Raw genomic sequence first — 24584 nt, forward strand, 5'->3', positions numbered from 1 at the left:
CGTGGAGGTCACCGTCGTAGGCGCCGGACTGGTCGGCTGCCTGCTCACCTGCTATCTGGCCCGCCGCGGCCATGAGGTCACCCTCTACGAGCGCCGGCCGGACCCGCGCGAGGCGGGGGCGGAGCGCGGACGCTCGATCAACCTGGCGATCTCCGAGCGCGGGCTGGACGCGTTGCGCCGGCTCGGCTTGGAGGAGCGGGTCCTTTCCGCGGCTTTGCCCATGTCGGGGCGGATGATGCACGCTCAGGACGGCGAGCTCACCTTCCAGCCCTACAGCGCGGACGGCAGGCGGTCCATCAACTCGATCAGCCGGGGGGACCTCAACCGGTTGCTGCTGGACGAGGCGGCGGCGCAGCCCGGGGTGACGGTGCGGTTCGGTCACCGGCTGACCTCCATGGACGAGCAGACGGGGCGGCTGGAGTTCGACACGCCGTCGGGGTCCGTCGTGGAGAAGGCGTCCGTGGTGCTGGGGGCGGACGGGGCTTTCAGTGCCGTACGGGCCCGGTTGCGGAACCTGCCGGGGGTGGACTACAGCCAGGAGTATCTGGACTACGGGTACAAGGAGCTGACGATCCCGCCGGGGTCGGGGTTGTCGCAGGGGGCGTTGCACATCTGGCCGCGCGGGTCGTCGATGATGATCGCGCTGCCGAACCCGGACGGGTCGTTCACGTGCACGCTGTTCTGGCCGCTGGCCGACTTCGGTATTCACGATATTTCCGGACATTTCGCGTCCGTGTATCCGGATGCCTTCGCCCTGATGCCCGACCTGTCCGCCGATTACGCGGCCAACCCGGTCGGGCGGCTGGTGACCGTACGCTGCTCGCCCTGGCACGTGGCGGGGGCTGGGCTGGTCGCGGGGCTGGTGGGGGATGCGGCGCACGCGATCGTGCCGTTTTATGGGCAGGGGGCGAACTGCGGGTTCGAGGACTGCGTGGAGCTCGACCGGTGCCTGGACGCTACGGGGGACGACTTCGGGGCGGCGCTGGCGCTGTTCGAGTCGCGGCGGAAGGTGAACGCGGACACGATCGCGTCTCTGGCGCTGGACAACTTCGTGGAGATGCGGGACAAGGTGGCGTCGCGGATGTTTCTCGCGCAGAAGCGGGTGGAACACGCGTTGGAGCGCGTGCTTCCTGGGCGGTACGTGTCGCGCTACGAGCTGGTCTCCTTCAGTACGGTCCCGTACGCGGAGGTGGAACGCCGCATAGCCCACCAACGCCGCCTGGTAGCCGCCGGCGCCCTAACCCTCGCCGCAGGCGCCGCCGTAGCCCTCCGCCTCCTCCGCCGCCGCTGACCGAACCCTCCCATAGCCCCTCAACACTCCCAGCGCCCCGGCCCTCTCCCGCAGCCCCTTCGCGCCCACGGAGCCCCGAAAAACCCCAGCCCGCGGCTCCCGGGCCGCGGACCGAGACTCGCGATCCTCCCTGGGGTTTTTCTCGTTGGGCCCCCTAAGGCGCGGGCCTGCCGGAAGTGGCAGGGGCGTGGCGTCGCGGGGTGGGGTGTGTCACCCTGCCAGTGGGCGGGGGTCTCATGCGCAGGGACGAGGGGAAGACTCATGCCTGGGGGTGGCGAAAAGCCGTCTGTCCAGATGGGACCATCTCTATAGGGATTTATCCCTCAAAAACATGCGATGTCTCCCGCAGGACGGATTCGATGTCAGACACAGAGTTCCCACTCGTCCAGTTCATGCGCGAGGGTTTCGACCCCGTGGCTGAACTCGCGCGCATCCGCACCGAGCAGCCGATCTTCCCGATGGAGATCCCCGGCGGCTCCACCGTGTGGCTGGCGACCAGGTACGACGACGTCCGCTCCGTGCTGGGCGACTCCGACAGGTTCAGCAACGACTTCGGCAACATCACCGGCATGGGCTCCAACCAGGAGGACCCCGGCGGCCTCGGCTTCCGCGACCCGCCCGAGCACACCAGGCTGCGCAAGTTCCTCACCCCCGAGTTCACCATGCGCCGCCTCAAGCGCCTCGAGCCCCGCATCGAGGCCATCGTCGAGGAGCACCTCGACCGGATGGCCGCGCAGGGCAGCGAGACCGACCTGGTGCAGGCGTTCGCCCTGCCCATCCCGTCGCTCGTGGTGTGCGAGCTGCTCGGCGTGCCGTACGACGAGCGAGCCGACTTCCTGCGCCTGTCGACCGACCGCTTCGACTTCACGGCCGGCCCCGAGGCGTCGCTGCAGGCGATCAACGACGCCATGACCTACCTCACCGACCTGGTCGCCCGCGAGCGCAAGAACCCCGGCGACGGCCTGCTCGGCATGCTGCTGCGCGAGCACGGCGACGAGATCGACGACCGCATCCTGGCCAGCATGGCGGACGGCCTGCTGACCGGCGGCCACGACACCAGCACCAGCATGCTCGCCCTGGGCACCCTGTGGCTGCTGCACAACCCCGAGCAGGCCGCCCGCGTGCGCGACGAGGACGGCTACGTCGTCCAGGTCGTCGAGGAGCTGCTGCGTTACATGACGGTCGTCCAGGTCGCCTTCCCGCGCTTCGCCAAGGAGGACATGGAGCTGGGCGGCCAGCAGATCGCCAAGGGCGAGATGGTGCTGTGCTCGCTCACGGCAGCCAACCGCGACCCGGCCCTCGGCAGGGACATGGACAGCGTGCTGCCCGAGCGCGAGGTCGCCGCCTCGCACGTCGCCTTCGGTCACGGCCTGCACCGCTGCATCGGCGCGCCGCTGGCCCAGATGGAGATGCGCATCGCCTTCCCCGCGCTGCTGCGCCGCTTCCCGGACCTGCGGGTCAACGGCGAGGTGCCGTTCAGGAAGCTCGCGATCGTCTACGGCGTGGAGTCGCTGCCCGTCGCCTGGTGAGCAGGGCGTAAGACGCGTACCGTCCGAGACATGGGCATCGACCTCACGGCCATCGGCGCGGTGGTGTTCGACGACGGCGTGGTGACCGACACCGCGCGGGTGCACGCCGCCGCGTGGAAGCACGTCTTCGACGGTCACCTGCGCGGGAAGTCGGCGCCGTTCGACATCAGCGCCGACTACCTGCGCCACGTCGACGGCCGCCCCAGGCTCGACGGTGTGCGCACGTTCATGGCGGCGCGCGGACTCGACCTGCCCGAGGGCGATCCAGGCGACGAGCCGGGCGCGCCGACCGTGCACGGGCTGGGGCTGGCCAAGGACCGCTTCTTCCTGGACCAGGTCGACAAGTACGGCGTGGCCGCCTTCCGCTCCACCGTCGCGCTGCTGCACGAGCTACGGCGGCGCGGCAGCCGTACGGCCGTCGTGTCGGCCAGCATGCACGGGCGCAAGCTCGTCTCGGCCGCCGGGGTGATGCACCTGGTCGATCTCATGGTCGACGGCGAGGACGCGACGCTGCTCAACCTGCCCGGCCGCCCGGACCCCGCGCTGTTCCTGGAGGCGGCCAGGCGGCTGGAGCTGCCCGCGTCCAGGGTCGCGGTGGTGGAGAGCGCGCTGCCGGGGGTCGAGGCGGCGGGCAAGGGCGGGTTCGGGCTGGTGGTCGCGCTCGACAGGGGCGGCAGGGCGGCGGAACTGACCGCACGCGGCGCCCACGTGGTGGTCCGCGACCTGGGCGAACTCACAGTAACGGGACGCACCCGCCTATCCTGAGGGGCGTGACGGTGCTCATCGACCCGCCGAACTGGCCGGGCCCCCGCGGTCTCCTGTGGTCCCACCTGGTCAGCGACAGCTCCCTGGAGGAGCTGCACGCCTTCGCCGAGTCGCTCGGCGTGCCGCCCAGGGCGTTCGACCGCGACCACTACGACGTCCCCGAGACCGTGCACCAGAAGGCCGTCGAGCTGGGGGCGGAGCCGGTCGGCTCGAAGGAGCTGCTGGCCCGCCTCATCGCCTCAGGACTGCGCCGCAGAAAGCACCGCTAGCTCGGCGGCCACGTTCTCCCGCGCCGCCTTCTCCCACTTCTCATACGCGGTCTCCGTCCGATAGAGCCTCGGTACGGCCAGCAGTTTGGACAGGACGTCGGCACGGCCGAGCCTGAACAGGTCGTCGGGCACGTGCCGGTACTCCTGGCGCACCGCCCGCGTATAGGCGTCGTAGCCGGGGCTCGCCAGCACCGCCAGGTCGGCGTCGCACAACACGTGGCCGTCGGCGTCCGAGGGGTCGTGCGTGGCGGTCATCCGTACCAGCCTCGCGACCTGCGCGACCCGGGAGGCGGGAACGCCGCAGCGGGGCAGCCGCGCCTGGGCGAGCTGCGCGCTGCGCTCCTCGTCCCAGCCAGGCCGCCCGTCGTAGACGGCGTCGTGGAACCAGGCGGCCAGCCGTACCGCCTCCAGATCGTCGGCGTCGGCGGCGAGCTCGTCGACGGCCGCGAGCACCGCGCGCAGGTGGTCGAGGGTGTGGTAGCGCCGGTGCGGCTCCGACCACCTGGCCACCAGCTCCGCCTCCATCGCACGCCACGCCAGGGAATCCATCCGCTCAAGTTAGCAGTTGAAGAAATCTTCATGTTCGACCACGCTAAGTAAACGACTGAGCACAATGAGCGAATGCGGGGTCTGTGGCGGAAGATCAGAGAGACGGGCCGGGTGGCTGAGCCTGAGCTTGAGCACACCCCCGGTAAGCCGAAATTTCCGGAGCTGGCGGGGTCTGTGCAGATCCGCCACGTCGACGCAGGCTCGTGCAACGGCTGCGAGGTGGAGATCGCCTCCGCGTTCGGCCCCGTCTACGACGCGGAGCGGTACGGCGCGCGGCTGGTCGCCTCGCCGCGCCACGCCGACGCGCTGCTCGTCACCGGACCCGTGACGCGCAACATGGAGATGGCCCTGCGCCGCACCTACGAGGCCGTGCCCGAGCCCAGGGTCGTGGTCGCGCTGGGCGACTGCGCCCGCGACTGCGGCGTCTTCGCCGGAGCCTACGGCGTGGCCGGGGCGGTGTCCGACGTGGTCCCCGTTGACGTCGAGGTACCCGGCTGCCCGCCGCCGCCCGAGGCGATCATCGAGGCGCTGCGCGGGCTGACCGGCCGATGATCCTCTTCGCAGCGGCCCTCGGGCTGTGCCTGCTCGCCGCCGTGTTCTCCAGGGGCTTCGTGCTGGCCGCCGCCGGAGCCTGCGCGGTCGGCGCGGGTGTGGCGGGCACCGGCTGGTCGCTGTGGCTGCCCCAGCTGCTCCCCTTCGCCGGAGTACGGCTGGCGCTGGACCCCATGGGCGGCCTCTTCCTCGCCGTGACCGGCGCGGTCACGGTGTGCGCGGCGATCTACGGCATCGGCTACCGCGCCCGCGCCGGAGCCGTCGTGCCGCTGTTCGCCGCCGCGATGTTCCTGGTGCCCGCTGCGGCGAGCGTGAGCACGTTCCTGCTGGCCTGGGAGCTGATGGCACTCACCTCCCTCGTCCTGGTCTGCGCCGAGCACAACCGGCGCGGCAGGCCCGTCGGCCGGGCCGCCCTCTGGTACGCGGTGATGACCCACCTGGCCTTCGCCGCCATCCTCGTCGGCCTGGCCCTGTTCGCGACCCACGGCGAGAGCTTCGCCGACCTGCGCGCCGCCGCCCTGTCGCCCGCCGCCAGGAACGCGGTCTTCCTGGCGACGTTCGCCGGGTTCGCCTGCAAGGCGGGCATCGTCCCCCTGCACGTGTGGCTGCCCCGCGCGCACGCCGAGGCGCCCAGCCCGGTCTCGGCGCTGATGAGCGCCGCGATGGTCAACCTGGGCTGCTACGGCATCGTCCGCGTCGGCCTCGACCTGCTGCACGGCGGGCCGCAGTGGTGGTGGCTGCTCGTGCTCGTCCTGGGCGCCGCCTCGGCGCTCTACGGCATCCTCCAGGCCGTCGTCGCGGCCGACCTCAAGCGGCTGCTCGCCTACTCGACGACGGAGAACATGGGCCTGATCCTCATCGGCGTCGGCGCGGCCGGGCTCTTCATGGACACTCCGGCGCTCGCCTCGCTGGCCCTGCTCGCGGCGCTCCTGCACGTGGTCAACCACGCCGCGTTCAAGTCGCTGCTGTTCCTGTCGGCAGGTTCGGTGCTGCACGCGACCGGGCTGCGCGACCTCGACCGGCTCGGCGGGCTGCGCGACCGCATGCCGTACACGACGGTCCTGTTCGGCGTCGGCGCGCTCGCCGCCTCTGCGCTGCCGCCGGGCAACGCCTTCTTCAGCGAGTGGCTGCTGCTGCAGAGCCTCATCCACGCGCTGCCGGGCAACGGCGTGGCTGCCGCGGTGACGATGCCCCTGGCCGTGGCGGCGATCGCGCTGACGGCCGGGCTGGCGGTGGCCACGTTCGTCAAGGCGTTCGGCGTCGGCTTCCTGGCCAAGCCGCGCAGCCCGGAAGCCGCCGGCGCGCACGAGTCGCCGCCCGCCATGCTGGCCGGGATGGGCCTGGCCGGGGCGTGTTGCCTGCTCCTGTCGCTGGCCCCGACGACCGTCGTACCCGTCCTGCAGCGCGCCGCTGCCGTCGTGCTGCCCGGCGCCCCGGTCGTCGCCGGTCAGGTGACGGTGCTGCTCACCGGCGTCTCAGGGGCCGTCTCGCCGCTGCTCATCGCCGCCTCGCTGATCACCGCGACCGGCTGCCTCATGGCTCTGGTACGGCTGCGCGGCAGGCGGCGCGAGGCCAGGCTCTGGGACTGCGGCGGCGGCCCCATGTCGGCCAGGATGGAATACACCGCCACCTCCTTCGCCGAACCGCTGCAACGCGTCTTCGACGACGTGCTCGCCCCCGAGAGCGACGTCTCGGTCACCCCGGTACGCCACTCCGCCTACCTGGTGGAACGCATGCGCTTCCACGCGAGAGTGCCCGACCGGATCGAACGCCGCCTCTACGATCCGCTCATCGCCAGGCTCGACGCGCTCGGCGCGGGCGCCAGGCGGCTGGCCGACGGCAGCATCCACCGCTACCTCGCCTATGGCTTCGCCGCCTGCACCGGCGTGCTGCTCCTGCTGGCGGTGCTGCGATGACCGCGCTCCTGCAGGTGGTGCTCGTCGCGGGCGGCTCGCCGTTCCTCATCGGGCTGATGCGCCAGGTGCGCGCCTGGCTGGAGGGCAGGGCCGGGGCCGGGATCCTGCAACCCTGGCGCGACCTGCGCAAGCTCTTCCGCAAGGAGGCGATCACGCCGCGCGGCACCGGGTGGGTCTTCCAGCTCGCCCCGCCCGTTCTGGCCGGTACCGCCCTGGTGGTGGCCGCGTTCATCCCGCTGGTGTCGACGGAGTCGCCGTTCGGCGCCGACCTGTTCGCCGTCGCCGCGCTGCTCGCCCTGGGGTCGGTGGCGCTCGCGCTGGGCGGGCTCGACACCGGCACCGCGTTCGGCGGCATGGGCGCCAGCCGCGAGATGACCGTGCTGGCGCTGGTCGAGCCGACGATCCTGATGGCGGTGTTCGCGCTGTCGGTACGGGTCGGCTCCACCAACCTGGGGCAGATCGTCACCTCCACCGTGACCCACCCGGCCAGCGTCGTCTCGCCGGTCAGCGTGCTCGCCGCGGTCGCGCTGGCCGTCGTCACGATCGCGGAGACCGGGCGGGTGCCCGTCGACAACCCCTCGACGCACCTGGAGCTGACCATGGTGCACGAGGCGATGGTGCTCGAGTACTCGGGCCCCGACCTGGCGCTGATCGAGTGGGCGTCGGCGATGCGGCTGTCGGTGCTGCTCGGGCTGCTGGCCAACCTGTTCGTCCCCGAGGGCATCGCCACCTCGGGGGTGACCGTCCTGGCCGTGGTGGCGCTGGCCGTCAAGGTCGGCGTGCTCGGGGTGCTGCTGGCGGCCGGTGAGGTGTTCATGGCCAAGCTGCGGCTGTTCCGCATCCCCGAGCTGCTGGCCGGCTCGTTCCTGCTGGCGCTGCTGGCCGTGGCCGCCTCCTTCTTCCTGGGGTGAAACGATGCTCAACCTGGCGTGCGGCGCCTTCCTTCTGACCGGGGTGCTGGTGTTGTGGCGGCGCGACGTGGGCGCGATCGTGCGCCTGTTCGCGCTGCAGGGGGTGGCGCTCGGCGCGATCATCGTCACGCTCGACAACCGGCTCCTGCTGCTCGGCCTGGCGATCGGCGGGCTGCGCGCCCTGCTGCTGCCCTGGCTCCTGCTGCGCGCCGCCGACGGCGAGCGCGAGACCAGGCCGCTGGTCAACGTCGCGGCCTCGCTGCTGGTCGCGGCCGTCCTGGCGATGCTCGCCTACGCCGTCTCCCAGCCGCTGGTACGGCTCTCGCCCACCCCGGCCACGCAGGCGGTGCCGGTCGCGCTGACCGTGCTGCTGGTGGGCTTCTTCGTCCTGGTCACCAGGCGCAGGGCGCTGTCGCAGGTGGTGGGGTTCCTGCTGATGGACAACGCGATCACGGCGGTGGCGTTCCTGACGACCAGCGGGGTGCCGCTGGTGGTGGAGCTGGGCGTCTCGCTCGACGTGCTGCTGGCCGTACTGGTGCTGCAGGTTCTGACCATGAGGATGCGGGCCGCGTTCGGCGGCACCGACCTGGACGAGTTGCGGGAGTTGCACGACTGATGACCTTCCTCGCGCCTGCCTTTCCCGCGCTCGCCGCCCTGCTCTACGCGTTGCTGGGGTGGAACAGGGTCACCGCGTGGCTCGGCGCCGCCGCCTCGGCCGGGGTGCTGGCCTGCGGGATCGCGCCTCCGGCCGGGAGCTGGGGGTTGCTGCGGGCCGACGCGCTCAGCGCGTTCATGCTGATCGTCATCGGCGCGGTGGCGCTGATGGCGATGCTGGCCAGCCCGTCCTACCTCGACGCGGAGCTCAAGGCGGAACGCACCGGGCCGCGCGCCCTGCGCCGCTACGGGATCCTCACCCAGGCCCTGGTCGCCGCGATGGCCGTCGCCGTGCTCGCGGCGAGCCTCGGGGTGTTGTGGGTCGCGGTGGAGGCCACGACCGTGCTCGCCGCGTTCCTGGTCGGCTTCCGCCGTACCCGCCGGGCCACCGAGGCGGCCTGGAAGTACGTGGTGATCTGCTCGGTGGGGATCGCGCTCGCCCTCCTCGGCATCGTGATGATCCACTTCGCCGCCGCGCACGCCGGGGTGATCTCGCTCGACCTGGACGTGCTGACCGCCCATGCCGCCTTCCTCGACCCCGGGGTGACGAGGATGGCGATCGCGCTGCTGGTGCTCGGGTTCGGGACCAAGGCGGGGCTCGCGCCCATGCACGGCTGGCTGCCGGACGCCTACAGCCAGGCGCCAGCGCCGGTCGCGGCGCTCATGTCGGGGGTGCTGTCCGCCGTCGCGTTCTACGCGATCCTGCGGGTCAAGGTCATCTCGGACGCGGCGCTCGGCGCGCCGTTCGCCAGGACGATCCTCGTGGTCGCCGCGCTGGCCTCCCTCGCCGTGGCCGCGCTCCTGCTGCTGGCCCAGCGCGACTACAAGCGCATGCTCGCCTACTCCAGCATCGAGCACATGGGGCTGCTGTCCCTGGGCGCGGCGATCGGCGGGCGGCTCGCGCTCGGCGCTGTGCTCCTGCACGTGCTGGGGCACGGGCTCGGCAAGTCGGCGCTGTTCCTGTCGTCGGGGCAGCTCCAGCAGGCCTTCGGCGGCAGCGCGACCGACCGGGTGCGCGGGCTGGCCGTGCGGGCGCCGTTCCTGGGGGCCGCGTTCGCGCTCGGGCTGTTCGCGATCCTGGGGCTGCCGCCGTTCAGCCTGTTCGCCAGCGAGGTGGGCATCGTGCGGGCCGGGTTCGGAGCCGGGCTCGGGTGGGCGGTGGCCGTGGCGCTGGCGTTGATGCTGGTGGTGGTGGCGGCGATGGGACGGCGGGCGCGCGACATGCTGCTCGGGCCCTCTCCCGGGGGCGCGGCCGTACCGGCTCGTGACGTCGTGCCGCTGGTGCTCGGGCTGGGGGCGTGCGCGGTGCTGGGGTTGTTCCTGGGGCCGCTGCAGGTGCTGCTGAACGCGGCCGTCGCGGGGCTGGCGCCGTGACGCCCGACGAGCTGCCCGGGGAGGCGGCGCGATTGCTGGCGGAGGGGTACCGGCTGGCGCTGGTGTCGGCGCGGGAGTACAGCGTCGCCTACCTGTTCGTGGCCGGGGCCCCCGACCGCAGGGTGGAGTTGCTCGTACGGCTGTCGCCGTCGCGCCTGGAGGTGCCGAGCCTGGCGGAGATATCGTTCCCCGCCGGGCGGTTCGAGCGGGAGATGCGTGACCTGTACGGGATCGTGCCGCTGGACCATCCGCGTCCCCGCCGGCTGGTGCGCCACCATCACTGGCCGCGCGGCTGGTACCCGATGCGGTCGTCGGGGCCGCTGGAGGCCTTCGGCGACCCCGAGGGGCCCTTCCCGTTCCTCCAGGTCGAGGGGCCCGGGGTGTACGAGATCCCGGTCGGGCCCGTGCACGCGGGGCTCATCGAGCCCGGGCACTTCCGGTTCTCGGTGGTGGGGGAGACGGTGCTGCGGCTCAAGGCGCGGCTGTGGTTCGTGCACAAGGGCATCGAGCGGCTGTTCCACGGGCGTGGTTTCGCTGAAGGGCTGCCTCTGGCAGAGCGGGTGAGCGGGGACACCTCGCTCGGGCACGCCCTGGCGTACTGCCTGGCCGTCGAGGACGCGCTCGGTCTGGAGGTGCCCGCCGACGCGCAGGTGCTGCGGGCTGTGCTGCTGGAGCTGGAACGCCTCTACAACCACGTGACCGACCTGGGGGCGCTCTGCAACGACGTCGCCCACAGCATCCTCAACGCCCAGGCGCTGCGGGTGCGGGAACGGCTGCTGCGGATCAACGCCCGCGTCACCGGGCACCGGCTGCTGCGCGGGGCGGTGCGGGTGGGTGGTTGCTCGGTGCCGGCGCTGCCCTCGCCCGAGGAGCTGTCGGAGATCGCCGCGGATGTGGCGGAGATCGTCGCTCTGGCGCTGTCGCACCACGTCGTCGCCGACCGGTTCCTCGGCACCGCCGTACTCACCGCGCAGGCCGCACACGACCTGGGAGCGCTCGGTTACGTCGCCCGTGGGAGCGGGCTGGACCTGGACGCGCGGGCCGACCACCCGTTCGTCTCCCTGGGCGGCTTCGAGCCGGTCTGTCTGAACGGCGGCGACGTGCTGGCGCGCTTCGAGGTGCGGGCCCGCGAGGTGGAGGCGTCGGTGGCGCTGATCGCGCGGCTGCTCGGCTCCGGGGGGCGCGCTGTGCTGTCCGGCTCGGGGTCCGGGGTGGGCGTGGGACTCGTGGAAGGGTGGCGCGGGACGATCGCGCACCGGGTGGAGGTGGGGGCCGCCGGGGTGCTGGAGCGCGTGAAGATCGTGGACCCGTCGTTCTTCAACTGGCCCGCGTTGCCCGTGGCGCTGGAAGGGGCGATCGTGCCCGACTTCCCGCTGGTCAACAAGAGCTTCAACCTGTCGTACGCGGGCAACGACCTGTAGCTGTTTTATGCCGCGCCGTGTCTTGCCGCGCCGTGTCTTGCCGTGCCGGACGGACGGCTACGGCGGGCCGTCCGCCCGGCGTTCGTGTCCGCGTCCGCACGGGGGCGACGGGCATGGACACCGGGCAAAAGCCTAGATTTGCCGGGGTTGCGGCAACGTTGCGCCGTTGCCGCTCCCCGTCAGGATGGCCAGAGCATGTTGGTCAGCTCGGCGTCCAGGTCCATGAAATCGGTCTCACGGCCCGCGGGCACCTTCTCGTAGGTGCGGTGCAGGAACTCCGTGAGCGGAGCCAGCGGGACTTCGAAGAGCGCCTGTCCGAACGGTGACGTGAGGCTGATGTGGAGCGTTCGTTCGCCGTCGGCGCGTGCGGGCCACACCTGCACGTCGCCGTCACCGACTCGCCTCACGATGCCTACAGTCAGCAGTTCTCTGGCGAAGATCCACTCGACCGGCTCGTCGTTCCCCACGTGGAAAGCCATCCGGATGGCATACGGGTCGTCTGCCGTGTAGCTCAGTCCGGCGAGCAGGGGGACGGTGGTACGGTCGGGGACCACAAGCCGAAGGCCAAGCTCGGCGGAGACGGTGGTGCTGTTCATCGTCAGCCAAACCTTTTCGTCGTACGGTCCCCTCTTCGGGGCTTTCACTGCTCTGACGGACTTCGTCCTGAGCTATGACGCGGAACGAAGAAACCTGTAGGAAAGATTCCGCTCCTGGGCCGTTCTGTAACGCACATCACAGCAGGACATTTAGGCATCTACCTGGCTAAACATCATCAATCGGTCCATGTTTGCTAGGGTTTTGCGAGTTGTAGGGCCCGTCCCGGCGTGCCGTCTCGGGATCTTTCGGGCGAAAGATCCCGTTCACCACCTTCCGGAACAGCACGATGCTATGCCAACGAGCTACCGCGCCGATGGGCAACCGCCGCCTTTTGCTCGAATCATCCTCGGAGCGTCGCCGCTTCGCGCGTGCGTCAGGGATGCGGTATGGTTTTCCCCGTCGGGCTCGCAAGGGCCGGACAGGGCGGGCGATTAGCTCAGCGGGAGAGCGCTTCGTTCACACCGAAGAGGTCACTGGTTCGATCCCAGTATCGCCCACATCACACAAGAGGCCGTTTCCCCTCGGGGAGACGGCCTCTTCGCGTTGGTCCTCCAGGGGAGGGATGAGCGGCTTGCCGGAGCCGACGCGCCGCGGTCCTGCGGGACGGGCTCTACTGGGAGGCGTGGATCAGGGAGCGGTCCCTGGCGTGGAGGGGTGGGTCGGGGAGGGGGGCTTCGGCGATCAGCGATGGGGGTGCGGGCTTCGGTCGGCGGGGTTCGCGGACGCCGCCTTCGCCCCGCTGCTCGTCCTCGTCCGGACCGTGTGGCTCGCCTGGGCCGAAGCCGGGGAGCCACCCCGGTGCTCCGCTGGGAAATGCGCGGCGTCTGCGTGATCTCCTGCTCACGGGCCCTCCTCGGGCAGGGCTTTCATTGTCGCCCCGCCGTCCGGCCGATGGCGACCCGTCAAACCCGTCAAATACGGTCGATCAGCCAGTAAAGGCTCATTCCGACGATGGGGATCGACAGGGCTACGGGGATCCACGATCTGCGGCGGGCCAGGGTCAGCAACGGGAAGACCACGGCGATGATCGCCAGCTGGGCCGCCTCGATGCCTGCGTTGAAGCTGAGCAAGGAGAGGAGCAGCTCCCACGAACCACGCGTGCTGATGTCCAGCGCCCCGGCGAAGCCCAGACCGTGGATGAGGCCGAAGGCGAAGACGATCGGCAACCGCCACCGGCCCAGGCGGTCCTCACCCCGCCCCAAGAGGTTGGCCACGGCCACGATGACGATCGACAGGGCGATGACCGGCTCCACCAGAGCGCTGGGGACGGCGACGATGCTGAGAGCGGCCAGCAGGAACGTCAGGCTGTGGGCGGCGGTGAAGGCGGTGGAGGTGATCACGACGTCGCGCAGCCGCCGCGCGCCGATGAGCAGGGCCAGCAGGAAGAAGATGTGGTCGAACCCGAGCAGCAGATGCTCGGCCCCCAGCAGGAAGAACTCGCCGACCTGCGCCGAGGGCCGGTGCTCTGCCAGGCGCAGGGTGGGCGAGGCGGCGGTGAGTACGGCGGAGCCGCGCAGGCCGTCCCACGTGTAGCCGACGAGCGTCCGGGTGCTGTGCACGAAGCTCTCCGCGTCGGGGAAGAGCGCGCTGGAGATCTCCCGTGGCCCGCCGCCCGCGCAGGTGAGGACGGCGAAGGCCTTCGTGCCGCGCAGCCGTACATCCGCGTCGCCCGCCTGGACGGCGGCGCAGCGCTGACCGCCGCTGACCACGGCGAAGCGGTCGTTGACGTAGGAGAGCACGGCGGCGCGGTTGATCGTGAGCTGGCGCAGCTGAGCGTCCCGCCCTGTGGCCTCGTACGCCGAGGCGTACAGCCAGGCGGACTTCATGAGGAGGTCGTACTCCAGGTCGAGCACGACCCTCGCGGAAGGCCCTGAGCCGGTCAGCGTGGCGTGGGCGGTCGTGGTCGCGTCATGCGCCCGCGCCGGAGCCGCCAGGAGCGAAAGGAAGGCCAGGACGAGGGCGGGCAGCCAGCGCAGCATGTGTCGTAGAGCTCCAGAAACAGGGCCGCCGCCCCCGGACGAGGGCGGCGGCCAGAGGATCAAGAACGGTTGAACCACGGGTACAGGGGCGATCCCGTGTCCCACTTGCCAGGACGGCCGTGCTCGTCCGTGGTGACGAACACGCTCGGCTCGGACGCCGTCACCCCGCCATCGGCGGAGCGGGCGGTGACGAACCACGCGTAGGCCGTGTCCCGCTTGAGCCGCTCCCAGGGCACGGTCGCGACCTGCCCTGAGGTGACCGTACGAGTGCCGATCGCCACGGAGTCCGTCTGGAAGGTCGTCGTGCGCGAGGTCAGGTCGACCGGCAGCACCATGTTGTCCTCGCGCCCGTCGTAGCGGTGCAGGGTGTCGTACTCGTTGGCGCCGAACTCGCCGAGCAGCGGCGAGTAGGTGTCGACGGTCAGCTCCGACCGCTGGACGTTGAACTGCAGCTGGTCGGTGGGGTTGTAGCCGCCGATCTGGGTGAGCCCGAGGCGGTCGGCCGGCACCGTGTAGAACTGGTAGTCGGCCAGCAGCTCGACCACGCCGTTGCCGACCTGGCCCACCTTCGGCTTCACGTTGGTGCCCACGCCGTGCTCGTGCCCGGCCGGGATGAGGAAGACGTTCGGATTCCTCTCCACCACCGTCTTGTAGAGCATCGACCCGTCGGGCGCGGAGAACGCGGCGCCGCGGGCCGCATCGGGGTGGTGCCTCTCTGTCGTGCTGATGAGCACCGGACAGAGTGGATCTCGCGCATGAACGCAACACATGCCGAGCCTGGCGAGATCATGAAATATCGGGACTTATAGGGCAGGTGGGGCCTATGGGTAGTGAGTTGCCATTTGGCGTACAGGAGCGCAGGAGTCTGCAATGATCTCGTCGGTATACAGCCGGACATCGAACCTGACGGACAGTGACTGATGCCCTCTTTCGACGAGATTGCCGCATTCGTTTCGGAAAAGCCGGTCGTCACGGCGTTCATCTGCGTGCTCAGCCTCATCGGCATGGTCGTGGCGTACATCGCGCTGCGCGGAGCCTGGCGGGTCGGTTCCTACCTCTTCAAGCGCTACATCGCCCCCCGTCCCATCGAGGACGTCCTGACCGTGGTCGCGGCCAGCATCGCCACCGGCGTCTCCGCCCAGGGCATGTGGCGCTTCTCCGGTGACGTGCTGGGCTTCGACGGGCCGCTGCGCATCCTGCTGTTCGCCTTCATAGAGGTCGCCGTCGTCACCAGCGCCGTGCGGGCCAGGCGCAACATGCGCGAGAACTTCTCCGCCGGCATCGACGGCATCGCCGTATGGGCGCTGACCTGCCTGACCGCGATCCTGTCCAGCATGGACGCGCGCAGCGCCGCCGAGGCCGTCTTCAGGCTCGCGGCCCCGCTGGTCGCCGCCTGGCTGTGGGAGCGCGGCATGGCCATCGAGCGTCACCGCATCCGCGGCACCGGCCGCATCAACTGGCGGCTCACCCCCGAGCGCATGCTCGTACGGCTGGGCCTGGCCGAGGTCAGCGACCGCACCACCAGCGAGGTCGACGCCCACCGCAGGCTGACCAGGGTGGCGCTGGCCGCCAAGCGCGCCAAGGCGCTGCGCGAGCAGGGCGCCTCGGACCGCAAGATGCGCATCGCGCTCGCCAAGCTCGACAAGGCCATGGACCAGGCCGTCGAGCACACCGGCCTGGCGGTCGACCCGGAGCGTCAGGAGGCCCTGCTGGCGCAGATCGCCGCCCTGTACAACACCTCGGCGCTCATCGACGCCGACCCGCGCGTGCCGTGGGAGCCGGAGGCCGACCACGTGCCGGTGCCCGCCCGCCCCGCCCTGCCCGCCGCCCTGGCCCAGCTCGTGGACGATGACGAGCACGAGGACGACGTCTTCGACGCCACCCCGCAGATCGTCGACACCGCCGAGCGGGCGCGGCTCATGCGCAACGCCCGCACCTACTGGGACAAGCAGATCGCCAAGCGGATCGTGCCGCGCACGGTCGACATCGCCCAGGAGATCGGCATCTCCCTGTCCACCGCGCGCGAGTACCGCGCGCTGTGGAAGCTGGAGCCCGCCGCGCACGCGCTGATCGAGGCGCTCTACCAGGAGCACGGCATCGTCGACACGGGCGCCTTCCCCGCCATCCAGGATGAGGACCTCGTGCTCAAGGCATAGTGTGCGGTGTGAGGCGCACACTCGACCGGGTACGCAAGCTGCTCGCCAAAGCCGAGGGCACGGACAACGAGCACGAGCGGGCCACGTTCATGGCGGCCGCCGCGGCCCTGATGGCGAAGTACGGCATCGAGAGCCTGGAGCCCGCCGAGACGCGGTCCAGGCCGGGCAACCGCGTCGTGACCCTGCCCGACCCGTGGGCGCGCGAGAAGGCCAGGCTGGTGTCCCTGGTGGCGCAGGCCGTACGCTGCCGCCCCCTCCTCATCGGCAGGGGGGACGGCGGGCAGCGCGTGCACGTGTTCGGCTTCGGCGGCGACCTGGAGCGGGCCGACCTCCTGGCCACGTCGCTGCTGCTGCAGATGGCCACCGGCCTGGGCCGGGTACCGGTGCCCGGCGTGGCCTACCGGCGTTCGTGGATGCTGGGCTTCACCGACGAGGTCTACCGGCTGCTGAGCGCCGAGGAGTCGAGCGCGGGCCGGGGCATGGAGCTCGTGCTGGCCGACCGCACGCGGGAGGTCGACCAGGCGGTGGCCGAGCACTACCCGAAGATCCGCCGCAGCGTACCGAGGACCAGCGGCACCGGCTACCGCGACGGCGTCGAGGCCGGCCGGCGGGCGGACCTGAACCGCGCCGGCCTGACGGCGAAGAAGGAGCTCACTTGAGCGCGGCCGACACGACCGCGCGCGCCTCCTCCTGGACGAGCGCCAGGTGGTCGGCCCCCAGGAACGACTCGGCGTAGATCTTGTAGACGTCCTCGGTGCCGGACGGCCTGGCGGCGAACCAGGCGTTCTCCGTGGACACCTTGACCCCGCCGAGCTCGGCCCCGTTGCCCGGCGCCGAGGTGAGGATGGAGGTGATCGGCTCGCCCGCCAGCGTGGAGGCGGTGACCTGCGAGGCCGACAGCTTGGCCAGGACGGCCTTCTCCTCGCGCGTGGCGGGTGCGTCGACCCGCGCGTAGGCGGGCGCGCCGAAGCTCTCGGTCAGGGCGGCGTAGTGCTCGCTGGGGCTGCGCCCGGTGACGGCGAGGATCTCCGAGGCCAGCAGCGCCAGGATGATGCCGTCCTTGTCGGTCGTCCAGACCGAGCCGTCGCGGCGCAGGAACGAGGCGCCCGCGCTCTCCTCGCCGCCGAAGGCCAGCGAACCGTCCAGCAGGCCGGGGACGAACCACTTGAACCCGACCGGCACCTCGGTGAGCTGACGCCCGAGCGAGGTCACGACGCGGTCGATCATGCTGCTGCTCACCAGCGTCTTGCCGACCGACGCCCCCGACGGCCAGCCGGGACGGTGACCGTACAGGTAGGAGATGGCCACGGCGAGGTAGTGGTTGGGGTTGAGCAGGCCGCCGTCGGGCGTGACGACGCCGTGCCGGTCGGCGTCGGCGTCGTTGCCGGTGGAGATGTCGTAGGAGAACCGGTTCGCGATGAGCGAGGCCATGGCGTACGGCGAGGAGCAGTCCATGCGGATCTTGCCGTCCCAGTCGAGCGTCATGAACCGCCACGTGGCGTCGACCAGCGGGTTCACCACGGTCAGGTCCAGGTTGTGGCGCTCGGCGATCTCGCCCCAGTAGGCCACGCTCGCCCCGCCCAGCGGGTCGGCGCCGATGCGCACCCCGGCCGAGCGGATCGCGTCGAGGTCGACCACATTGGGCAGGTCGTCGACGTAGTTGCCGAGGAAGTCGTAGCGCTCGAAGGCGGCTCTGGCGTAGGGGACCCGGCGCACCTCGCGCAGGCCGCCCGCGATCAGCTCGTTGGCCCGGTCCTGGATCCACGAGGTCGCCTCGGTGTCGGCTGGCCCGCCGTTCGGCGGGTTGTACTTGAACCCGCCGTCGCCCGGCGGGTTGTGCGACGGCGTCACCACCACGCCGTCCGAGCCCGGATGGGTGAGGATCGCGTGCGAGACGGCAGGAGTGGGCGTGTAGCCGTCGCGGCTGTCGGCCAGGACGGTCACCCCGTTGGCCGCGAACACCTCCAGCGCCGACACCCGCGCGGGCTCCGACAGCGCGTGCGTGTCGACGCCCAGGAACAGCGGCCCGGTGATGCCCTGCCCGGCGCGGTACTCGCAGATCGCCTGCGAGGTGGCCAGGATGTGGTCCTCGTTGAACGCGGTGTTGAGCGACGACCCGCGATGCCCCGACGTGCCGAACGCCACCCGCTGGCCCACCTCTGCCGGGTCCGGGTGCAACGCGTAGTAGGCGGTCACCAGGCGGGCGACGTCGACCAGGTCGGCTGGCTGGGCGGGCTGTCCCGCTCGCTCGTGGGTCATGGGGCAAGCCTACAAACAGCCCTTGACTCAGATTAAACCTACCTGAATTATAGGAAATATGAGGCTTCTGATCGCGCTGGCCGTACTCGCCCTGTCGGTGACCGCCTGCTCCGGCGAGGATTCCGGTGCGGTGCTCAAGATCAAGGACCCGGGCAACGCCGGCCCCCTGGCGTACGCCAAGAAGAACGGGATCCTGGAGAAGCGGCTGGCCGCCGTCGGCGCGAAGGTCGAGTGGGGCGGCTCCTACGCCTCGTTCACCGCGACCATCGACGCCGTGCGCTCAGGCTCGGTGAACGTGCTGGAAGGCGCGATCTCGCCCGCCCTGGGCTACCTGGCCAACGGCAAGGACATCAAGATCTTCTCGATCACCGACCGCGTCACCGACGCGGCCGCGCCGCAGACCGACGGCCTGGTCGTCCCGGCCGACAGCCAGGTCAAGGGCGTCAAGGACCTCGTCGGCAAGCAGGTGGCCGTCAACAAGGGCGGGCGCGGCGAGTACCTGCTGCTGCTCGCCCTGGAGCGCGCCGGGATAGCCCCCGACCAGGTCAAACGCGTCTACCTCAACCCCGACCAGGCGGCCTCGGCGTTCGCCACCGGCAAGGTCGACGCCTGGTGGGCGATCGTGCGCGCCTACCCCGAGGTGGTCGCCAAGGGGGCGCGCGTCCTGGTGCACGGCCGCGACCTGCCCGACCAGGACCTCAGCATCCAGGCGGCGCGCACAGAGCTGCTCCAGGAACACCCTGAGGCGGTGCGCGTCTACCTGCAGGTGCTGCAGGAGCTCACCCAGCAGGCCAGGACGGAGCCGGCGAAGTTCCAGAACGTCTTCCAGACCCAGGGGCCGACCGCGCTGTCCGGGGCGCGGCTGGAGGAGGAGCTGGCCAAGTCCCGCTACGCCCTGCCGCCCCGGTTCGTCACCCCCGCTGACGCGAGCTACATCTCCGACGTGGCGGGCACCTTCCACAAGTACGGCGTGCTGCCCGTCACGGTGAAGCCCCAGGACGTCATCGCCGACCTGCGGCCCGCCCAATGACCGTCGTCGAGGAGCGCGTCGAGCTGGAGGCCCCGGCGTTCCTCGCGGTCCGGCGCAGGGCTCCTGCCGCCTCGCTGGCCGTCCGGGTGACCGTCCCGCTGCTGCTGCTGGCCCTGTGGTGGTACGGCAGCGCCAGTGGAGCCATCTCCGCCGACGTGCTGGCGGGTCCCGGAGCCGTGGTGCGGGCGCTGGGCGAGCTGGCAGCCACCGGGCAGCTCGCCGAGTACCTGGCCGCCTCCGCGCACCGAGCCGGTCTCGGGGTCCTGCTCGGCGGCGGGATCGGCCTGGTGCTCGGCGTCGTGTCCGGGCTGTCGGCACTGGGGGAGGAGCTGGTCGACCCGACCATGCAGATGAAGCGGGCCGTGCCGTTCCTCGCGCTGGTGCCGCTCTTCATCTCCTGGTTCGGCGTCGGCGAGACGTTCAAGGTGGTGCTCATCGGCGTGTCGGCCGTCGCGCCCATGTACGCCTACACCTACCTCGGCGTGCGCGGCGTCGACAGGAAGGTGGTGGAGGCGGCGCGCGGCTTCGGGCTGCGCGGGTGGCGGCTCGCGTTCGGCGTCGTCATCCCGACCGCGCTGCCCAGCATCCTCATGGCGCTGCGCATCTGCCTGTCGGTGTCGCTGACCGGACTCATCGCGGCCGAGCAGATCGGCGCCACCGAGGGCATCGGCTACCTGGTCACCCTCGCCCAGCAGTATTTCCGCGGCGACTACATGGTGCTGTGCGTCGTGATCTACGCGGTGCTCGGCCTGGCCATCGACCTGGCCATCCGCGGCGTGGAACGGCTGGTCCTGCGATGGAGATGACCGGTGTGACCAAGGCGTTCGGCGGCAGGGCCGTGCTGCGCGGCCTCGACCTGACGATCGCCCCCGGCGAGTTCTTCGCCCTGCTCGGCCCGAGCGGCACCGGCAAGACCACATTGCTGCGCCTCCTGGCCGGGCTGGAGCGGCCAGACAGCGGCACCGTGCTGGTGCCGCCCCGCCGTACGACGGTCTACCAGGAGCCCAGGCTCGTGCAGGCCCGCAGGGTGCTCGCCAACGTCACGCTCGGCCTGCCACGCGCCCGGCGCGAGGCGGGCGCGCGGGCCCTGGCCGAGGTCGGCCTCGACGGGTACGGCGGAGCCTGGCCAGGGACGCTGTCCGGCGGCGAGGCGCAACGCGTCGCCCTGGCCAGAGCCCTGGTGCGCGAGCCGCAACTGCTGCTGCTCGACGAGCCGTTCGCCGCCCTCGACGCGCTGACCAGGCTGCAGATGCAGCAGCTCGTCGCCGAGCTGTGCGCGCGGCACCGGCCGGCCGTCGTGCTGGTCACCCACGACGTGGACGAGGCGGTGGCGCTGGCCGACCGGGTGGCGGTGCTGCGCGACGGCGAGCTGGCCGTCGACGTGCCCATCGACCTGCCGCGCCCGCGCGACCGCGCCGACCCCGCGTTCCTCGCCCTGAGAACCCTGTTCCTGTCCCATCTTGGAGTGCTGACATGAGTCTCTGGTACACCCGCTGCCCGGTGCCCACGGCGTCCGGGCTGGCCTACAACCTGGGCTGGCTGGAGGGGTTCGGCGTCCTGCAGGACGCGCCGCCCGAGCTGGCCAGGCACCACTTCGACCACGACCTCCTGGGGTTGTTCCGCGAGGGCGGCAACGTGCCCGCGCTGGCCGCCCGCTCCGAGGGTGCGCGCACGCGGCTGATCGGGCTGACCTGGATCGAGGAGTGGCAGTCGATCCTGGTCCGCGCGGGGTCCGGGATCACCGGCGCGGAAGGGCTGCGCGGGGCCAGGTTCGCGCTGCCGTCGTGGGCCGACAGCCGCGCCGAGAGCTTCCCGAGGGCGATGGCGCTGCACGGCGCGAAGGGCGCGCTGTCGCAGGCGGGCCTGACGCTGGACGACGTGCGGTTCGTGGACGTCCCCGCCAACGCGCGCCCGTCGGTCGGGCGGGACGACGGCAGGGCGTGGGCCTGGCCCGGCATCGCCGAGCTGGCCGACGGGACCGTCGACGCCGTCTACGTGAAGGGGGCGCGCGCCGCCGAGCAGGCCAGGCAGATCGGCGCGGTCGTCGCCGTCGACCTCGACGTGCACCCCGACCCGCGCACCCGCGTCAACAACGGCACCCCGCGGCCCATCACCGTGCACGAGGACCTCCTGCGCGACCGGCCCGAGGTCGTCGTCGACTTCCTCGTGCAGACGCTGCGCGCGGCCGACTGGGCGGCGGCCAACCTCGACGAGGTCCGCGCCATCCTCGCCCGCGAGACCCGGTCGGGCGCGGACGGCGTGGCCACCGCCTACCGCGGCGACTTCCACACCTCGCTGCACCCTGAGCTGTCGGTCGAGCGGCTGGACCTGCTGGAGATCCAGAAGGAGTTCCTGCGCCTGCACGGCTTCCTGGCAGGTGACGTCGACATCGACGGCTGGGCGGCGCTGGAGCCGCTCGCCGAGGCCAGGGAGAGGCTGGCCGTCCATGCCTGAGTTCTACGTCACGCTGCCCACCAGGGGCGACGGCCCGCGCGGCGACTGGCACCCGGACGCGCACCGGCCCTTCCCTCCCTTCATCACCGACCCGCGCGGCGGCAACTCCTTCGACCACCTGACCCAGCTCGGCCGCGCGGCAGAGCTGGCCGGGTACGCGGGCGCGCTGGCCCCCTTCGACGCCGAGGGCGAGGAGTCGCTGGTCGTGGCCGCCGGGCTGCTGCGCCAGACCCGGTGGCTGCGGCTGGTCGCCGAGTTCCACACCGGGATCGCCACCCCGGTCTACGCCGCCAAGATCGCCGCCTCCCTGCAGCGGTTCTCCGGCAGCCGCCTGGACTGGCGGCTGGCCGTCGACCTCGACCCGGCGCTCGCCCGCGCCCAGGGCGACTTCCACGAGGGCGCCGACCGCTACGCCAGGGCGGAGGAGTTCCTGACAGTCGCCAAGGGCGTCTGGTACGAGCCCGGCTACACCTTCGCGGGGCGCTTCTACGAGGTGCTCGCCGGGGGCTTCCAGCCGCCGCTGTCCGGCAGCGCCTTCCCGCGCGTGCACCTGTCAGGCACCTCGCGGCGGGCGCTCGAGCTGTCCGCGCGCCACGCCGACGTGCACGTCTTCGAGCGCGACGACGACCTGGAGGGCGCCATCGACCGGCTGCCCGGCGTCGAGTACGCATTGCGCCTGCCGGTCCTGGCCCGCGAGGACGTGGACGAGGCCTGGCACGCGGCCGTACGGCTGGGCGGGTTCGAGGGGCTGGTCGGCTCCTACGAGAGCGTCGCCGACGACATCCGCAGCTTCCAGGACAGGGGGGTGACGACCTTCTTCCTGGAGGCCGCGCCGTACCTGGAGGAGACCTACCGGCTGGGCGAGCACCTGCTGCCGCTGCTGGCCAAGGAGGACGTCCATGCCGGTTGACGTGTACTGGCGGATCGGCACGCACGGCGACCAGCCCTCGCTCAGGAGGCGGGTGGCCAGCAGGGGCGACTGGGCGCCGACGCTGCCCGGCAGCCTCGCGCCTGGCCCGCGCGACGACTACAGCTACGTCGAGCACATGGGCGACGTGGCCAGGGCGTCGGAGAGCGCCGGTTTCGTCGGCGGGCTGCTGCCGTCCTTCCCCAACACAGACGACCCCTGGGCCGCAGCCGCGACGCTGGCCCGCGAGACCTCCACCTACCGGTTCATGGTCGCCTTCCAGCCGGGGTTCCTGCACCCGGTGCAGGCGGCGCGCATGACGGCCAGCCTGCAGCGCGCCTCGGGCGGGCGCGTCGTCTACAACGTCATCTCCGGCGGCGGCGGGCCCGACCAGCTCTGGTGGGGCGACAAGGTCGACCACGACGACCGTTACGCGCGCACCAGCGAGTTCCTCGACGTGCTCAAGGGCGTGTGGCGGGGCGAGCCGTTCGACTTCGACGGCCGCTTCTACCGGGTGGAGGGCGCGCGGCTGCCCGAGCCGCTGGCGCGCCAGCCGTTCCCCGAGATCTTCTTCTCCGGCTCCTCGCGCGCGGCCATCGAGGCGGCGGGCAGGCACGCCGACTACTACCTGTCGTGGCTGGAGCCGTTCTGGGCGCTGGAGGAGAAGTTCCACCAGGTGCGCCTGCTGACCGAGCGCGCGAAGTTCGCCGTGCGCATCGACGTGGTCGCGCGGGAGACCGAGGAACTGGCCTGGGCGGAGATCGCCAAGGGCTGGGACAACGTGGACCCGTCGGTGCTGCGCGGCGCGACGGGCGACTCGATCGGCTGGGAGCGCAGCCGGTCGTTCGTCCAGGGCGCGGTGAACGGCTACCGCGACCTGGAGGTGCAGCCCAACGTGTGGGGCGGCTTCCACCTGCTGCGCGGCGGGCCCGCCTTCGGCCTGGTCGGCAGCTACGAGCAGGTGGCCGAGCGGCTCGACGAGCTGGTCGGCCTCGGCGTGGACGCGTTCATCCTGGCGGGCGTACCGCACCTGGAGGAGGCCTACCGCGTGGGCGAGAACGTCCTTCCCCTACTGAAAGGCGCATCATGACCAAGATCGGATTTTTCCCCAGTAACAACTCCTTGTGGGTCCTGCGGCACCGCGACATCCTGGGCGGCGTCGAATGGGTCGACCTCCGTACGCTGCCGCAGGGCGAGCGCCCCTCGCCCCTGGAAGGGCTGCCGTCGCTGCACGGCGACCACCTGTTCGACGGCGGCTACGACTTCATCGGCACCGGCTCCACCCCGCCCGTCACCGCGCAGGGCAAGGGCCACGACATCGTCTACGTCGCCGTCTCCGGCCCGCGCCACGAGAACGGCAGGCTCGTCGTGCGCGCGGACTCGCCGATCACCTCGGTGGCCGACCTGAAGGGGAGGAAGGTCGCGCTCGGGCACGGCTCGTGGCAGACCACGCTGCTGCTGTTCGCCCTCGACGACGCCGGGCTGGGCTGGCGCGACGTGGAACCGGTCGACGCCGGGGGCAACGCTGCCGACCTGCTCGTCAGCGGCGAGGTGGACGCCTGGGTGGGCTCCTACCCCGCGCTCAGCAGGGTGGAGGAGAAGACCCGCACGCTGGTGGAGACCCAGGGGCTGTTCAGCCACCGCTCGCTCTGGTTCACCCGGCGCGACTTCGCGGAACAGCAGCCGGAGGAGCTGGCCAGGATCGTCGCCGCGCTCCGCGAGTCCGACGAGTGGATCACGCGCAACTACCGCGCCGCGGCCGAGCTGTTCGCCGCCGACGACGGCGGATCGGTGGACGACTGGGAGCACGCGCTGCGCAACCGGCCCTTCGGCCTCGAACCGGTCACCGCCGAGTTCGTCGCCGAGCAGCAGCGCGCCGCCGACCTCTTCTTCGCCGCCGGGCTGATCGACCGCAGGATCACGGTGGCCGACGCGGTTCCGGAGCAAGCCGGGGACTAGACTTCGACGCAT

24 protein-coding genes and 1 tRNA gene are annotated in these 24584 nt (G+C 71.5%); 20 read left to right on the forward strand and 5 right to left on the reverse strand.

Annotation, left to right across the window (positions count from 1 at the left end; genetic code table 11):
* The first annotated feature begins 1 nt into the window (after position 1).
* The 4 genes from ACIBG8_RS36405 to ACIBG8_RS36420 all read left to right on the forward strand — a co-directional run bounded on the left by ACIBG8_RS36405 (position 2) and on the right by ACIBG8_RS36420 (position 3854).
* Entirely contained in the window at positions 2-1291 is a 1290-nt protein-coding gene (locus tag ACIBG8_RS36405; protein ID WP_397347680.1) for an FAD-dependent oxidoreductase, read from the forward strand.
* Between the two features lie 359 nt (positions 1292-1650).
* Complete coding sequence (locus ACIBG8_RS36410; RefSeq protein ID WP_397347681.1) at positions 1651-2820, forward strand: cytochrome P450; 1170 nt, start codon at positions 1651-1653, stop codon at positions 2818-2820.
* Positions 2821-2850: 30 nt separating this feature from the next.
* Positions 2851-3585, forward strand: coding sequence for an HAD family hydrolase (locus ACIBG8_RS36415; RefSeq protein WP_397347682.1), 735 nt, complete (start codon positions 2851-2853; stop codon positions 3583-3585).
* Between the two features lie 5 nt (positions 3586-3590).
* A complete protein-coding gene (locus tag ACIBG8_RS36420; RefSeq protein ID WP_397347683.1) occupies positions 3591-3854 on the forward strand; it encodes a DUF4031 domain-containing protein in 264 nt (87 codons plus the stop codon).
* Here ACIBG8_RS36420 and ACIBG8_RS36425 read toward each other — a convergent pair.
* Positions 3825-4403, reverse strand: a complete 579-nt coding sequence (locus ACIBG8_RS36425; protein WP_397347684.1) for a metal-dependent phosphohydrolase — start codon at positions 4401-4403, stop codon at positions 3825-3827. The genes ACIBG8_RS36420 and ACIBG8_RS36425 overlap by 30 nt on opposite strands.
* Before the next feature lie 72 nt (positions 4404-4475).
* Here ACIBG8_RS36425 and ACIBG8_RS36430 point away from each other — a divergent pair, with 72 nt between their 5' ends.
* From ACIBG8_RS36430 to ACIBG8_RS36455, 6 genes are read left to right on the forward strand one after another with little or no spacing between them, the layout of a single operon-like run.
* Positions 4476-4955 carry an NADH-quinone oxidoreductase subunit B family protein gene (locus ACIBG8_RS36430; RefSeq protein ID WP_397347685.1) on the forward strand — a complete coding sequence of 160 codons (480 nt, stop codon included), beginning with the start codon at positions 4476-4478 and terminating at the stop codon, positions 4953-4955.
* Entirely contained in the window at positions 4952-6871 is a 1920-nt protein-coding gene (locus ACIBG8_RS36435) for a proton-conducting transporter membrane subunit (RefSeq protein ID WP_397347686.1), read from the forward strand. The genes ACIBG8_RS36430 and ACIBG8_RS36435 overlap by 4 nt, the downstream gene beginning before the upstream one ends.
* Positions 6868-7782 (forward strand): respiratory chain complex I subunit 1 family protein, encoded by a 915-nt coding sequence (locus ACIBG8_RS36440; RefSeq protein WP_397347687.1) that lies wholly within the window; start codon positions 6868-6870, stop codon positions 7780-7782. Before ACIBG8_RS36435 ends, ACIBG8_RS36440 begins: the two co-directional genes overlap by 4 nt.
* Positions 7783-7786: 4 nt before the next feature.
* Complete coding sequence (locus ACIBG8_RS36445) at positions 7787-8398, forward strand: hypothetical protein (RefSeq protein ID WP_397347688.1); 612 nt, start codon at positions 7787-7789, stop codon at positions 8396-8398.
* Positions 8398-9810, forward strand: a complete 1413-nt coding sequence (locus ACIBG8_RS36450; RefSeq protein ID WP_397347689.1) for a proton-conducting transporter membrane subunit — start codon at positions 8398-8400, stop codon at positions 9808-9810. The genes ACIBG8_RS36445 and ACIBG8_RS36450 overlap by 1 nt, the downstream gene beginning before the upstream one ends.
* Positions 9807-11231, forward strand: coding sequence for an NADH-quinone oxidoreductase subunit C (locus ACIBG8_RS36455; protein ID WP_397347690.1), 1425 nt, complete (start codon positions 9807-9809; stop codon positions 11229-11231). The genes ACIBG8_RS36450 and ACIBG8_RS36455 overlap by 4 nt, the downstream gene beginning before the upstream one ends.
* A 179-nt stretch (positions 11232-11410) precedes the next feature.
* On the opposite strand, the gene ACIBG8_RS36460 is transcribed toward ACIBG8_RS36455, so the two are convergent.
* Complete coding sequence (locus ACIBG8_RS36460) at positions 11411-11827, reverse strand: SsgA family sporulation/cell division regulator (protein WP_020547189.1); 417 nt, start codon at positions 11825-11827, stop codon at positions 11411-11413.
* A gap of 426 nt (positions 11828-12253) precedes the next feature.
* Here ACIBG8_RS36460 and ACIBG8_RS36465 point away from each other — a divergent pair.
* Positions 12254-12325 (forward strand) — tRNA-Val (locus ACIBG8_RS36465).
* A 414-nt stretch (positions 12326-12739) separates the two neighbouring features.
* Here the strand turns inward: ACIBG8_RS36465 and ACIBG8_RS36470 are convergent.
* Both ACIBG8_RS36470 and ACIBG8_RS36475 read right to left on the reverse strand, forming a co-directional pair.
* Positions 12740-13807, reverse strand: a complete 1068-nt coding sequence (locus tag ACIBG8_RS36470; RefSeq protein ID WP_397347691.1) for a HupE/UreJ family protein — start codon at positions 13805-13807, stop codon at positions 12740-12742.
* A gap of 59 nt (positions 13808-13866) precedes the next feature.
* Complete coding sequence (locus ACIBG8_RS36475) at positions 13867-14541, reverse strand: hypothetical protein (RefSeq protein ID WP_397347692.1); 675 nt, start codon at positions 14539-14541, stop codon at positions 13867-13869.
* A gap of 186 nt (positions 14542-14727) precedes the next feature.
* Here ACIBG8_RS36475 and ACIBG8_RS36480 point away from each other — a divergent pair, with 186 nt between their 5' ends.
* Together ACIBG8_RS36480 and ACIBG8_RS36485 are read left to right on the forward strand one after the other, a co-directional pair.
* A complete protein-coding gene (locus ACIBG8_RS36480; RefSeq protein WP_397347693.1) occupies positions 14728-15963 on the forward strand; it encodes a hypothetical protein in 1236 nt (411 codons plus the stop codon).
* An 8-nt stretch (positions 15964-15971) separates the two neighbouring features.
* Positions 15972-16622 (forward strand): DUF2786 domain-containing protein, encoded by a 651-nt coding sequence (locus tag ACIBG8_RS36485; RefSeq protein WP_397347694.1) that lies wholly within the window; start codon positions 15972-15974, stop codon positions 16620-16622.
* On the opposite strand, the gene pgm is transcribed toward ACIBG8_RS36485, so the two are convergent.
* Positions 16615-18222: a phosphoglucomutase (alpha-D-glucose-1,6-bisphosphate-dependent) gene (pgm, locus tag ACIBG8_RS36490; protein ID WP_397347695.1), complete on the reverse strand. Its 1608-nt coding sequence runs from the start codon at positions 18220-18222 to the stop codon at positions 16615-16617. The two genes, ACIBG8_RS36485 and pgm, sit on opposite strands and share 8 nt — an antisense overlap.
* 58 nt (positions 18223-18280) lie before the next feature.
* On the opposite strand from pgm, the gene ACIBG8_RS36495 reads away from it, so the two are divergent.
* From ACIBG8_RS36495 to ACIBG8_RS36525, 7 genes are read left to right on the forward strand one after another with little or no spacing between them, the layout of a single operon-like run.
* Positions 18281-19252 carry an NrtA/SsuA/CpmA family ABC transporter substrate-binding protein gene (locus ACIBG8_RS36495; RefSeq protein WP_397347696.1) on the forward strand — a complete coding sequence of 324 codons (972 nt, stop codon included), beginning with the start codon at positions 18281-18283 and terminating at the stop codon, positions 19250-19252.
* Positions 19249-20058, forward strand: a complete 810-nt coding sequence (locus ACIBG8_RS36500) for an ABC transporter permease (protein WP_397347697.1) — start codon at positions 19249-19251, stop codon at positions 20056-20058. Before ACIBG8_RS36495 ends, ACIBG8_RS36500 begins: the two co-directional genes overlap by 4 nt.
* Positions 20049-20729 (forward strand): ABC transporter ATP-binding protein, encoded by a 681-nt coding sequence (locus ACIBG8_RS36505; RefSeq protein ID WP_397347698.1) that lies wholly within the window; start codon positions 20049-20051, stop codon positions 20727-20729. Before ACIBG8_RS36500 ends, ACIBG8_RS36505 begins: the two co-directional genes overlap by 10 nt.
* Positions 20726-21706 (forward strand): ABC transporter substrate-binding protein, encoded by a 981-nt coding sequence (locus ACIBG8_RS36510; protein WP_397347699.1) that lies wholly within the window; start codon positions 20726-20728, stop codon positions 21704-21706. The genes ACIBG8_RS36505 and ACIBG8_RS36510 overlap by 4 nt, the downstream gene beginning before the upstream one ends.
* Positions 21699-22616, forward strand: coding sequence for an LLM class flavin-dependent oxidoreductase (locus ACIBG8_RS36515; RefSeq protein ID WP_397347700.1), 918 nt, complete (start codon positions 21699-21701; stop codon positions 22614-22616). The genes ACIBG8_RS36510 and ACIBG8_RS36515 overlap by 8 nt, the downstream gene beginning before the upstream one ends.
* On the forward strand, positions 22606-23703 hold the full coding sequence (locus ACIBG8_RS36520; RefSeq protein WP_397347701.1) for an LLM class flavin-dependent oxidoreductase: 1098 nt from the start codon (positions 22606-22608) through the stop codon (positions 23701-23703). Before ACIBG8_RS36515 ends, ACIBG8_RS36520 begins: the two co-directional genes overlap by 11 nt.
* Positions 23700-24572: an ABC transporter substrate-binding protein gene (locus ACIBG8_RS36525; RefSeq protein WP_397347702.1), complete on the forward strand. Its 873-nt coding sequence runs from the start codon at positions 23700-23702 to the stop codon at positions 24570-24572. Before ACIBG8_RS36520 ends, ACIBG8_RS36525 begins: the two co-directional genes overlap by 4 nt.
* The last annotated feature ends 12 nt before the right edge of the window (positions 24573-24584 follow it).

This window comes from Nonomuraea sp. NPDC050556, assembly GCF_044457355.1.
Lineage (GTDB): Bacteria > Actinomycetota > Actinomycetes > Streptosporangiales > Streptosporangiaceae > Nonomuraea.